This is a genomic window from Pseudomonas sp. ICMP 8385 (assembly GCF_002699915.1).
Lineage (GTDB): Bacteria > Pseudomonadota > Gammaproteobacteria > Pseudomonadales > Pseudomonadaceae > Aquipseudomonas > Aquipseudomonas gessardii.
Window position 1 is genome coordinate 240104 of the sequence record NZ_LKBY01000124.1, and the last position, 12009, is coordinate 252112.

At 62.2% G+C, this 12009-nt stretch carries 14 protein-coding genes; 6 read left to right on the top strand and 8 right to left on the bottom strand.

The features are described from left to right. Position 1: 1 nt before the first annotated feature. Positions 2-949 (bottom strand): Flp pilus assembly protein CpaB, encoded by a 948-nt coding sequence (gene cpaB, locus AO268_RS25235; protein WP_099170188.1) that lies wholly within the window; start codon positions 947-949, stop codon positions 2-4. 327 nt (positions 950-1276) lie between these two features. Between cpaB and AO268_RS25240 the strand changes: the two genes are divergently transcribed. The 3 genes from AO268_RS25240 to AO268_RS25250 are packed head-to-tail and all read left to right on the top strand — an operon-like array spanning position 1277 to position 2160. Further along, positions 1277-1465 (top strand): Flp family type IVb pilin, encoded by a 189-nt coding sequence (locus AO268_RS25240; protein WP_076961470.1) that lies wholly within the window; start codon positions 1277-1279, stop codon positions 1463-1465. Positions 1466-1520: 55 nt separating this feature from the next. Continuing rightward, complete coding sequence (locus tag AO268_RS25245; RefSeq protein WP_076961469.1) at positions 1521-1946, top strand: response regulator; 426 nt, start codon at positions 1521-1523, stop codon at positions 1944-1946. Positions 1947-1971: 25 nt separating this feature from the next. Continuing rightward, positions 1972-2160, top strand: a complete 189-nt coding sequence (locus tag AO268_RS25250; RefSeq protein ID WP_076961468.1) for a Flp family type IVb pilin — start codon at positions 1972-1974, stop codon at positions 2158-2160. A 96-nt stretch (positions 2161-2256) separates the two neighbouring features. Here the strand turns inward: AO268_RS25250 and AO268_RS25255 are convergent, their stop codons facing one another. From AO268_RS25255 to AO268_RS25270, 4 genes are all read right to left on the bottom strand, one after another. Further along, the gene (locus AO268_RS25255) at positions 2257-3939 is read right to left on the bottom strand and encodes a ShlB/FhaC/HecB family hemolysin secretion/activation protein (protein WP_099170189.1); all 1683 of its coding nucleotides are present in this window, start codon (positions 3937-3939) and stop codon (positions 2257-2259) included. Positions 3940-4108: 169 nt separating this feature from the next. Further along, a complete protein-coding gene (locus AO268_RS25260) occupies positions 4109-5428 on the bottom strand; it encodes a collagen-like triple helix repeat-containing protein (protein WP_099170190.1) in 1320 nt (439 codons plus the stop codon). A 312-nt stretch (positions 5429-5740) separates the two neighbouring features. After that, entirely contained in the window at positions 5741-6586 is an 846-nt protein-coding gene (locus AO268_RS25265) for a MaoC family dehydratase (RefSeq protein ID WP_076961465.1), read from the bottom strand. Between the two features lie 2 nt (positions 6587-6588). After that, the gene (locus AO268_RS25270) at positions 6589-7941 is read right to left on the bottom strand and encodes a 3-oxoacyl-ACP reductase (protein WP_099170191.1); all 1353 of its coding nucleotides are present in this window, start codon (positions 7939-7941) and stop codon (positions 6589-6591) included. A 106-nt stretch (positions 7942-8047) separates the two neighbouring features. On the opposite strand from AO268_RS25270, the gene AO268_RS25275 reads away from it, so the two are divergent. Next, the gene (locus AO268_RS25275) at positions 8048-9325 is read left to right on the top strand and encodes an acetyl-CoA C-acetyltransferase (RefSeq protein WP_099170192.1); all 1278 of its coding nucleotides are present in this window, start codon (positions 8048-8050) and stop codon (positions 9323-9325) included. Between the two features lie 174 nt (positions 9326-9499). Beyond that, entirely contained in the window at positions 9500-10396 is an 897-nt protein-coding gene (locus AO268_RS25280) for a PA4780 family RIO1-like protein kinase (protein ID WP_076961462.1), read from the top strand. Between the two features lie 214 nt (positions 10397-10610). On the opposite strand, the gene cueR is transcribed toward AO268_RS25280, so the two are convergent. The 3 genes from cueR to AO268_RS25295 form a co-directional block, all read right to left on the bottom strand. Further along, on the bottom strand, positions 10611-11012 hold the full coding sequence (gene cueR, locus AO268_RS25290; protein ID WP_076961461.1) for a Cu(I)-responsive transcriptional regulator: 402 nt from the start codon (positions 11010-11012) through the stop codon (positions 10611-10613). Beyond that, positions 11009-11143, bottom strand: a complete 135-nt coding sequence (locus AO268_RS33330) for a hypothetical protein (RefSeq protein WP_257154453.1) — start codon at positions 11141-11143, stop codon at positions 11009-11011. Before AO268_RS33330 ends, cueR begins: the two co-directional genes overlap by 4 nt. Positions 11144-11243: 100 nt before the next feature. Next, on the bottom strand, positions 11244-11624 hold the full coding sequence (locus AO268_RS25295) for a hypothetical protein (protein WP_099170194.1): 381 nt from the start codon (positions 11622-11624) through the stop codon (positions 11244-11246). 146 nt (positions 11625-11770) lie between these two features. Between AO268_RS25295 and AO268_RS25300 the strand changes: the two genes are divergently transcribed. Further along, complete coding sequence (locus AO268_RS25300; RefSeq protein WP_076961459.1) at positions 11771-11968, top strand: heavy-metal-associated domain-containing protein; 198 nt, start codon at positions 11771-11773, stop codon at positions 11966-11968. Positions 11969-12009: the final 41 nt, after the last annotated feature.

Here is a 12009-nt window from a genome sequence, read left to right on the forward strand (position 1 = left end):
ATCAGGGATTTTGTTGGGTCGCTTGGTTGCCGCGTATGACCTCGATACCGGCGCGCCTGGATTCGTTGGCGCTCCCGGTTTGGGCGACTCTTTTGGGGGCGCCGGCCATGGCCAGTTGAGTGAACTGGTACAGCTCGCGATTGGCGCTTTGCAGCTTGGCGGGGGCCTCGTTATTGCCGGCCCAGTATTGGCTCAACAGCTGTTCATCGGCACTGCGTACGGCCAGGCGCAAGGCGCCGACACTGGTGGCCAGCATCAAGCGGCTCATCAACGGTTGCGGCACGGCCAGCACCACGGTCCGCGGCGGGCTTGCCTGGCGTTGGGCCTGGCGGGCTTTTTCTTCATCGGTGGCGGGCGGCGCAACGGCGGGCTTGCCATCGTTGGTCGGGCCGAGGTTATCGCCCACGCTGAGCAGGCGCAGGGCGGGCACGATGATCTGGGTCGAGGGCTCCGGGTTGGTGCCTTCCGGGCGCAGGAACAACAGCACATCCACATAATCCCCGGGGCTCAACTGGCCAGCCGCGCCGATGACTTCATCGACGGCCACCGCCAGGGCGCGTTCGTCAGGGCGGATCATCCGCGCCAGGGGGCCACCGGCATTGAAGCTGGCGTCATCCAGCCAGGTGCCGGCATGCAGGGTTCTCCACGGGGTGCGGCCAATGGCCTGGTCGAGGCGGGTCAAGCTGCCGGCCGGTGCCGTGCGCAGTTTTTCCAGGGCCAGGTCAGCGGCGGTGAGCGCCACATAGGGCGGCACATCACGTACCAGGACCACCACGGCTTGACGGGTCTGGTCCTCGACGGCGGTGACGGTTTTTTCCATGGAAACGCCGGATGGCAATGGCTCGGCCGCCAGTTCAGGTGGACGACTCAGCACCAATCCCCAATAGCCTGCGAACAGCGCACCGATTAATAACAACCCAGCCAGGATCATGCTGACACGACTGTTCATGAAGGCTCTCCCTTTCCTGTTGCATCACAGGCCCGTTTTTCCCAACGAGTTGATTTCGCAACCAGGCAGCTATGAACATCTAACGATTTGGCTATTTGACGGTAGCCGAGCTAGGACAAAATGCCATTAGCGATCGTGATTTATTTTGAAACGTTCGACCTGCGTCCTTAAGCCCCGGGGTGATGACGCCAATGGTGCGACTACTACTTTGTGATTAATCCGTTCTTACAGTTGTTGAGGTGGGGTTTGTTGACAATGCTCTAGTGGCACGCAGCAATCACCGTGCAGCACCGCGATCTGCGCCAGCAGGCACCAAGGAGAAGTCATATGTTCCTTACCGTCATGATGAAGCTCTACGTCCAACTCCAACTGTTCTTTCAGCGCAAAGAGGGCGCCACGGCGATTGAGTACGTGATTCTGGTCGCGGTCATTGCGTTGGTTGTGCTGGCGGCGGGGAAACTGCTTGGGCCTCAGATCGCGGCCATGTTCGCTAAAGTCGGGGCAGCGTTGACCTGATCGGCCGTGGTACATCGAGCATGCCCATCAGTGATTGTCGTGGAAGGTATTGCTCATGAACGCCGTTGCCGCGAGCCGCCAGCAAATCCTGCTGGTGGATGATGAAGAGGATGCCCTCGTTGAACTGGCCGAGTCGCTGGAGAACGAGGGCTTTGTTTGTTTCTGCGCCACCTCCGTCACCTTTGCCTTGCAGGAACTGACCCTGCACCCGGATATCGCGCTGGTCATCACTGACCTGCGCATGCCGGAAGAAAGTGGCATCTCCCTGATCAAGCGCCTGCGTGAACATACTTCGCGCCAACACCTCCCGGTCATTGTCATGTCCGGCCATGCCGAAATGGATGACGTCAGCGACATGTTGCGACTGCAGGTTTTGGACCTGTTTCGCAAACCCATTTACCTGACGCGCCTGATCGAGACCCTGGAGACTCTGTTTCCCCGGCGCAGGGAACAGATGAACACGCCATTGCGCCATCGTTGATCATTACGTATCGAGGAGAGGTCCCATGTTGTTTGCCCTGCTGTTGAAGTTGCATGTGCGGTTCATGCTGTTCCTGCACCGCAAGGACGGTGCGACCGCCATCGAGTATGTGATTCTGATTGCGGTCATTGCGCTGGTGGTACTGGCGGCCGGGAAGTTGCTGGGGCCGCAGATCACCACGTTCTTTGGCAAGGTGGGGGATGCCCTGACCTGAGTGCGCAGTGGCATTTCCTGTGGGCTTGCTCCAGATAGCGGTGCGTCAGTCGCCGAATAGATTGACTGACACACCGCAATCGCGGGCAAGCCCACACTACAACTGATAGCTGAAGCTCAAGGTATACCGCGGCCGCCGGTTAAAACTATCCAATGCCATATCCGACATCGGCTTGGCCGCCTCCAGTGCAATGTTGTAGTACTTGGCATCGCCAAACCGCAGGCCGACCGCCGCAGAGGACAGGTCGCTGCCCTTCACCGGCAGGTCGTTGAACCAGGTCCTGGCACGGTCTAGCACGATGTAGGGCTGGACGATCCTGACCCAGTCGCCCGCACGGTTGTAGCTGTAGTTGACCTCGTAGGCCACGCCCCAGCCCTTGTCGCCCGAGCCCTGGTCATCGGGGTAGCCCCGCCCGAAATTCTGCCCGCCAAACACCGCCCGTTCGCTGTCGGGCAGGGTGTCGTCGCTCCAGTACAGCGCCGCCGACAGCACGCCTTGCCAGTTGTCGAAGAACTTGTCGCTCTGTACCCCGGACAGGCGCAGGCGCAAGAAGTCCAGGTCGGATTTTATCCCCTCGAAGTCACTGCGCGTATTGGCGCCCAGGCCGTCGATGCCCTGGTACAGGCCGGCGCTGAGGATGCGCAGTTGGCGCTGGTCGGTCTTGCGCCAATCGCCTTCAAAGGCCAGGGCACGCAGGTCGGTTTCCACGTCGAAGCGTTGCGGGTAACCCACCAGTTGATAGCGGGTCTTGTCGTTGACCCCGTAGAAGCGTGTGCCGAGGGTCAGGGACTCGCCGGGCGAGGCGATCAGCGGATGGCTCAGGCCGATGGAGAAGCGGTCGTTCTCGCGGTGCGGCTTGAGTGAAAAGCCGCCGTCCAGGCGGATGTGGGTACTCGGGTCGCTGCGATAACGCGCGCCATACAGGCTCAGTTGCGTGCCTTCGGCATTGATGAACTGGCTGTAGTCGAGCCGGTAGTAATGCTCTTTGTCTTCACCCGGCGGGAACAGGCCGCTGAGGCTCAGTTGTTCGCCCATCGCGGTCTGGGAATTGCTGGTGCCGGCGATCAGGGCTTGCAGGCCGCCACGGCTGTTGTCGGTCATGCTCATGCTGCTGGTAAAGGGTTTGCGGCTGGCCTGGATATTCATATGGGCGCCGCCATCGGTCGTGCCCGGTGGCGGTACTTGTGCCTGCAGGGTCACGCCGGGAATCCGTCCCATCAAGGTGGTGTAGCGCTCGAAGGTCTTGCGGGTCAGCGGGCGTTCGGCCTGGAGTTTTTGCGCCAGCTTGTCGATGTAGGCCGAGACCGGACCAATGTCGCCCTGCACCTGGTAGTCCTTGATATACCCCTCCACCAAGACCACGCGCACCAGGCCCTGTTCAAAGCGCTGGTCGGGCAGGAAGGCGTAGGACAACAGGTAGCCATCCTGCTGATAGCGACGGGTGATGCTGCGGGTGGCTTCGATCAGCTGGGCGAGGTTGGTTTCGTGGCCAATCAACGGCTCGAACACCTGGGCGACGTCCTTTAGCGGGTACACCGTGCCGCCTTCGATCTGCAGCTTGCCGATGGTGACCCTGGTGTCCATCAGCAACGGTTGCGCTTGTGCGGCTGGGGGCTGCGGCAATTGGGTCTGGGGCGTCACCGGGCGGTAGGCGTCGGCGGGCAGGTTGGGGACGGGGAGGTTGCGGATGGTGTCGTTGCTGTTGAGGAAGCTGGGTAGGGTCTCGGCCTGGACGTAAGCGCTGAGGGTGAGCAATAACAACGGCGTCAAAACGCGCATAGGACACTCCATGGTCAAAACTGCAGCGGCATTTCGCAGGGGCCCGCCGGGTTCTTGGACGCGGTTGGGGAGCACCCATAAAAAAGACGAGAGTCCCATTGGAATCTCTCGTCTCAACCAAGCGTAGGCGCTGTAGGGGAGGCCGTCTAATGGGCCAGGTGTAATTCTTCTATTGGCCGGTCAGGCCGCCGAGCAGGCCTGTGGTACTGGTGGTACCACCGGTGACTGCGCCGCCCAGCGAGGTGACCACCCCGCCCACGGTGTTGACGGTTTGCCCCAGGGTGTTGGTGATGGGGCTGGTGTTGGTGGCGGTGATGCTGGTGCCGAGGCTGCTGACCGCCCCGCCTACTTGAGTCACCAGGCTGTCGACCGGTGTACCGATGCCGGTGGTGGTGCCGGTATCCAGGCCGCTGCCGATGTTGGTCACTACGCCACCCACCAGTTCCGGCAGGCCGGAAGTCGGGCTGGTACCGGCAGAGGGCGACACCAGGCCGCCGGAAGTGCCCGCCACTGTGCCTGTACCGCCGAGTACACTGCTTACGACGCCGGTGACAGGGTTGCCAGTACCGCCGGCGTCAGCCACTTGCCCACTGAGGCTGGTGACGGTTGAGCCGACTTGATCCAGCAGGCCATTGAGCGGGGTGCCCAGGCCGGTGGCTGTGCCGAGGTTGCCTGTGGTGTTTTCAACCAGCGAGACCACCGGCACCAGGACGTTGCCGCCCAGGGTGCTGGTGACCGATCCCAGGGGGCCAGTGGTGCTGGCAGTACTCAAGGTATCGCCGAGCATGGTGACGGTTTGGCCCACCCCGTCGACCACGCCACCGACAGTGCCGCCGACACCCCCGGCCAGCCCGCCGACGACCGGGATGCCACCCAAGGTGGTGGACAGGGATTGGCCCGTGGTCGAAACACCGGCGCCCAGATCGGCGACTGCGTTGCCCACACCGGCCACGGTAATGCCCAGGGAGTTGCTGTTGGTGCCCAGGGAGCCGAGGCCATCGGTCAGGCCATCACTGACGCTGCCAACGGCGGTGCCCACGCTGGTCACCAGCCCGCCGGCGGTGACGCCGACCACTGGAACGCCGCCAACGGTTGTGCCGATACCACCAATGGCGGTGCCTACGTTGCCGAGGGTATCGCCCAGGTTGGCGGCAATCTGGCCAGTGACCAAGGGGGTGGTGGTCGAGCCAGTACCACCATCACCACCACCGGTTCCGCCACCCGTGCCGCCGCCAGTACCACCACCGGTTCCGCCGCCCGTGCCGCCACCGGTACCACCGCCGGTTCCGCCACCCGTGCCGCCACCGGTACCACCGCCGGTTCCGCCACCGTCGCCACCACCAGTACCACCACCGGTGCCGGCATCCGGGGAGGAGGAAGCAACGCTGCTCTTATGACCGCCACCACCACTGCTGCAGCCTCCCAGGCTCATTGCCAGGATAAGGGCCAATGCAGTACTTGCCTTCCACAACACGACTTGAGTTTTCATGATGAGTTCCTTAGCACCTGGTACAGCCTTTGTTGGTTTCGCACGTTCGTCTGTTCTGCGGCAGGCAATACATGCGTCCGTTGTGGCTATAACAGTCTTCGGGACTCTTTATCGCAACGCTCAACTTGGTATTAACGATTTATATACTGGCGTGGGTATGCGTCTTGGTGATTAATACCAAAGGTATATAAAGTGGTTTTTTGTTTGTGGGAGTGTGATGTAAATCAACTAGTTGAATAAATTAGCGGGCTATCAAGAGCCCGCTATAACTTAGGGTGTATATATACAATTAATCAGCGAGTCGCCTCTGTTTCAGGCAATGGGTTGCCACTTGCCGAGCATATGTTCGATATCGCCAGGCCCCTTGAGTTGCAACTCGCCGCTGGAGCCGGGCGCACTGGTCAACAAGATGACCTCCCCAGGCAGGCGCACAGGTTTCTTGAACTCAACGTAGATCTCGATATTCGCCGCCGGCAGATGTTCATCCAGGGCTGCCACGGTGCGTGCCTTGTTCCACAGCCCATGGGCGATCGCCTGGGGAAAACCGAACAGCTTGGCGGTGAGGGCGCTCAAGTGGATCGGGTTGTAGTCGCCGGATACCCGAGCGTAGCGCCGGCCGATATCGGACGGTGCCTGCCAGCGGCTCAGCTCGCTGACCCTATTGGGCGTGGGCAGGGATTCTGGCGCCAGGCCTTCGAGTTTCACCCCGCGACAAAGCATTTGGCTTTCGCCCTCCCATAGCAAACCCAGGGAATCCTCGACGGTGGTGATCAGGTCAAAGGTCGCGCCCTTGGCATGGGCTTGCAGGTTGCGCGTATGCACACTGACCCGCACATCACTGACCCCGCCCATAGGGCGAAACACGCGGATACGGTTGCTTAAATGCACCAGCCCCAGCAGCGGGAAGGGGAATTCTCGCGCGGTCAGCAACTGCAACTGCAGGCCGAACGCCAGGATGTGCGGGTAAGTCGCCGGCAGCACCGGGCTCTGGGCAAACCCGCAGACCTTGCGGTAGGCCGCCACCGCCTCGGGATTGACCTGCACCCGGCAGTGCAGCCCAGAGTCGGGCAACGTGGTGCCGGTGATCTTGCGCTTGAGCGCGGCGCGCCAGTACAGCGGTGGCAGCGCCGGGCTGCCGGGTAAGGTGTGCCACAGCATGGTTACGCTCCCAGCAGGCTTTGCCCGCATACCCGCAGCGTCTGGCCACTGACCGCGCCCGACCCCGGCTGGCCCAGCCAGGCCACCGCTTCGGCAACATCTTGCGGCAAGCCACCCTGGCCCAACGAGCTCATGCGTCGCCCGGCTTCACGCAGGGCGAAGGGGATATGCGCCGTCATCTGGGTCTCGATAAACCCCGGGGCCACCGCGTTGATGCTGATCCCCCGTGGCGCCAGCAGCGGTGCCCAGGCCTGGGCCAGGCCGATCAGCCCGGCCTTGCTCGCGGCGTAGTTGGTTTGCCCGCGATTGCCGGCGATGCCGCTGATGGACGCGAGTACTACCACGCGGCCATTGTCGTGCAGGGTGCCGCTGTCGAGCAGGGCCTTGGTCAACACTTGCGGGGCGTTGAGGTTGACCGCCAAGACGGCGTCCCAGTATTCCGGGGTCATATTGGCCAGGGTCTTGTCGCGGGTGATACCGGCGTTGTGCACCACGATGTCGATGCCGTCCGGCAATTGCTCGATCAGTTGCGTGGCGGCGTCATCGGCGCAGATATCCAGGGCAATCCCACGCCCGCCCAGGCGTGCGGCGAGGGCGTCGAGGTCGGCCTTGGCTTGCGGCACATCCAGCAACACAATCTCGGCACCGTCGCGGGCCAGGGTTTCGGCAATCGAGGCACCGATGCCACGGGCGGCTCCGGTCACCAGGGCCTTGAGCCCGGCCAGCGGGCGCGTCCAGTCATGCACCTGGGTCGGGCAGGCGCTCAGGCGCAGCACCTGGCCAGAGATATAGGCGCTTTTGGGTGAGAGGAAAAACCGCAGCGCACCTTCCAGCTGCTCCTCGGCGCCCTCTGCGACATACAGCAACTGCAAGGTGCCGCCGTTGCGCAGCTCCTTGGCCAGCGAGCGGCTGAAGCCTTCGAGGGCCCGCTGGGCACTGGCGGCAAACGGTTCGCCGAGGCTTTCCGGGGCACGTCCGAGAATCACCAGGTGCGCGCTGTGATCGAGATTTTTCAGCAGCGGCTGGAAGAATTCGCGCAGTTGCTTGAGTTGGTCGGTGTGCTGCAAGTGGCTGGCATCGAACAGCACCGCCTTGAGCTTGGGGCCATGCCCGGGAATCCACGGCGTGGCCGGCAGCGGTTCGGGGCCGTAGCTGTAGATGGCCTCGGTGAGTTTATGGGCAAACCCCTGTACCTGGGCCGCGAGCGGGCCGCCGCCCAACAGCAGGGCGCCGTCCACCGGGCGCAGGCGTCCGGCTTGCCAGCGCTCCAGGCGTACCGGGGACGGCAGGCCAATGGCCGAGACCAGGCGGTGGCCGAGGCTTGAGTTGGCGAAGTCGATATAACGGTCAGACATGGAACGCTCTCCGGCTGCTGGGGTTCAAAGGGTGGACCATCAATAGGTGACAGTCGTTCCTAGTCTAGGCTCAGGATTGCACCTACCACCTAACCGGGAGCTTTCCATGACTCAGTTGCGCCGTGTCGCGATCATTGGCGGTAATCGTATCCCCTTCGCCCGTTCCAATGGCCCCTACGCCACCGCGAGTAACCAGGCCATGCTGACCGCAGCCCTGGAAGGCCTGATCGAGCGCTACAACCTGCACGGCCTGCGCCTGGGCGAAGTGGCCGCCGGCGCGGTGCTCAAGCACTCGCGGGATTTCAACCTGACCCGTGAATGCGTGCTGGGCTCGCGCCTGTCGCCACAAACCCCGGCCTATGACATTCAACAAGCCTGTGGCACCGGCCTGGAAGCGGCGCTGCTGGTGGCCAACAAGATTGCCCTGGGGCAGATCGAATGCGGGATTGCCGGCGGCGTCGACACCACCTCCGACGCGCCCATCGGCGTCAACGAGGGCCTGCGCAAGATCCTGCTGCAAGCCAATCGCAGCCAATCCATGGCGGATAAATTAAAAGTCCTGTTACAACTTCGTCCGCAACACCTGAAGCCGGAGCTGCCGCGCAATGGCGAGCCACGCACTGGCCTGTCCATGGGCGAGCATTGCGAGCTGATGGCGCAGACCTGGCAGATCCCCCGCGCCGAGCAGGACCAACTGGCCCTGGAAAGCCACCAGAAAATGGCCGCGTCCTACGCTGAAGGCTGGCATAACGATTTGCTCACGCCGTTCCTGGGCCTGACCCGTGACAACAACCTGCGTCCGGACCTGACCCTGGAAAAACTCGCCAGCCTCAAACCGGCGTTTGAACGCAGTGCAAAGGGCACCCTGACCGCCGGCAACTCCACGCCACTGACCGATGGCGCGTCCCTGGTGCTGTTGGGCAGCGAAGCCTGGGCCAAGGAACGTGGCCTGCCGATCCTCGCCTACCTGCGCGATGGCGAAGCGGCGGCGGTGGATTTCGTCAATGGCGCCGAGGGGCTGTTGATGGCGCCGGTGTATGCCGTGCCACGCCTGCTGGCGAGAAATGGCCTGACCTTGCAGGATTTTGACTACTACGAAATCCACGAAGCCTTCGCCGCCCAGGTGTTGTGCACGCTCAAGGCCTGGGAAGACGCCGATTACTGCAAGACCCGCCTGGGCCTGGACGCGCCGTTGGGCGCCATCGACCGCAGCCGCCTGAACGTCAAGGGCAGTTCCCTGGCCGCCGGGCATCCGTTTGCTGCCACGGGCGGGCGTATTGTCGCCAACCTGGCCAAGCTGCTGGACGCGGCGGGCAAGGGCCGTGGGCTGATCTCGATCTGCGCCGCGGGCGGGCAAGGCGTGACGGCAATCATTGAGCGCTGATCTCGGCTATCATCCGAACGCCTTCAACAATGACGGCGTTGTCGGATTAATCTGGCATATTGGATGCATTCTTTAGCAGATCAAAGCTCGTTACCCTCTCCCCGCTGTGCGAGGATTGCCGTATAACGAGTGCCATACGCGTGTTTGGTAATAAAGGACCCACAATAAAAGCTGATGAAGACTCCTAAACGCATTGAACCCCTGATCGAGGACGGTCTGGTCGACGAAGTGCTGCGCCCACTCATGAGTGGTAAAGAAGCAGCTGTTTATGTGGTGCGCTGCGGCAACGAGTTACGTTGCGCCAAGGTCTACAAGGAGGCGAATAAACGAAGTTTTCGTCAGGCGGCCGAATACCAGGAGGGCCGCAAGGTCCGCAACAGCCGGCAGGCCCGGGCCATGGCCAAGGGCTCCAAGTTCGGCAAGAAAGAAACCGAGGACGCCTGGCAGAACGCCGAAGTGGCGGCCCTGTTTCGCCTGGCCGGTGCCGGTGTGCGCGTGCCCCAGCCCTACGACTTCCTTGAAGGCGTGTTGCTGATGGAACTGGTGGCCGATGAATACGGTGACGCGGCGCCACGCCTGAACGACGTGGTCCTGGAACCGGATCAGGCCCGGGAGTATCACGCTTTCCTGATCTCGCAGATCGTGCTGATGCTCTGTACCGGCCTGGTGCACGGTGACCTGTCGGAGTTCAACGTGCTGTTGACGCCGACGGGCCCCGTGATCATCGACCTGCCTCAGGCGGTGGACGCGGCGGGTAACAACCACGCATTCACCATGCTGGAGCGGGACGTGGGCAACATGGCTTCGTATTTCGGGCGCTTTGCCCCGGAATTGAAGGCCACCAAGTACGCCAAGGAAATGTGGGCGCTGTACGAAGCCGGCACCTTGCACCCGGCCAGCGTATTGACCGGCGAGTTCGACGAACCGGAAGAGTTGGCGGATGTGGGCGGCGTGATGCGCGAGATCGAAGCGGCACGCCTCGACGAAGAGCGGCGCCAGGCGATCCGTGCGGCGGATGATGCGCCACCGGGTAAACCGGCAGAAGAACCGCCGCCGCCCTGGATGCAGTGATCTCCAGATTCATGGAGATCTAAACATGTGGGAGCTAGCTTGTGTAGGAGCTGGGCTTGTGTGGGAGCCGGGCTTGCCCGCGATAGCATCACCTCGGTGCAACTGATATACCGAGGTGCCTGCATCGCAGGCAAGCCAGCTCCCACATAAGCCAGCTCCTACACAAACCCAGTTCCTATACAAGCCCAGCTCCCACATTGGGTTTTGTGTGCAGTCAGTGGCAGCAACTGCCCGACGCCAACTCCTTGAGAATCGGACAATCGGGCCGGTGATCGCCCTGGCAGTGCTCCACCAGGTCCTGCAAGGTATCGCGCAACTGCCCCAGCTCGCGGATCTTGTGGTTCAACTCCTCGATATGCTGGCGAGCCAATGCCTTGACGTCGGCACTGGCCCGTTGCCGGTCCTGCCACAACTCCAGTAGCTTGCCGACTTCCTCCAGGGAAAACCCCAGGTCCCGCGAGCGCTTGATAAACCCCAGGGTATGCAGGTCGTCGGCGCCATACAGGCGATAGCCGCTGTCGCTGCGATGGGCCGGCTTGAGCAGGTTGATGGATTCGTAGTAGCGAATCATTTTGGCGCTCAAGCCGCTTTGCCGGGCTGCCTGGCCGATGTTCATGGGCGGTGCTCCTCCAGATCCTTGGGTTTCCAGGTTTTCAATAGCTGTGCAGGGCCGGTCACGCCCACGCGGGGCAGGGCGGCGGGGCCCCGGCGCGGATCGCCGCGCTCAAAGAGGTTGAATCCATTCATGGGGCAGTCTTCCAGGGTGAACTTACCTGTAGGATCAACCTTGACCCTGGGGGAAGGTCAAGCACCTTTACGTCTTCCTGTGATGAGCCCGGGTGGCGGGTCAATAACCCAGCTTCGCGGCCTTGAGGTACATGCCGTCGGCGCCTTGGGCAATGCGGAACTTGCGCACGTCGCCGGCGTTCAACTGGATGTCTTGGGCCTTGGGCGCCAACAGGCCCGGCAGGCAGCCAGGGGCCTGGCCCGGCAGCAGTTTGAGGCGCAGCGAGACCCGGCCTTCGGGGAAGTTGAACGAGGTGGCCTGTTCCTGGAACAGCCGCCCGGCCAGATGGTCATTGACGTACAGGCCAATCTCGCAGTTGGTGGGGACTTCCAGGCGCTCCCTGGAAATGATCAGCACCGCATAGTCCTCGGCCGCACTGGCCTGGGGGACGGCGGCGAACAGGCTCAACAGGCTGACAAGGCCAAAAAACGACCAGCGCATGATGAATTCTCCGGTTTCAAATCGTGGATGCTTGCAGCTTGGCCGACGCTGCCCTGGAATACCAGCCCGGCCGTTGTTTTCAATCCTTGACCTTGCCATCGTGTCAAGGAAGAAACTGGGGGCAACCTCATTCAAGGAGTCATGTCATGCAAATATTCAGCGTTGAAGGAATGACCTGCGGCCATTGCGTTCGGGCCGTAACCCAGGCGGTACAAAGCAAGGACCCGGCCGCCAGTGTCAATGTGAACTTGGGCGCCAAGGAAGTGGGCGTGGAAAGTCGTTTGTCGCCGGAAGAAGTGATCGGCCTGATCAGCGAAGAAGGCTACAGCGCCAAGCTCGCCTGATTATTTAATAGGTAGCGAGCTAACGTAATGTTCAAGGCATC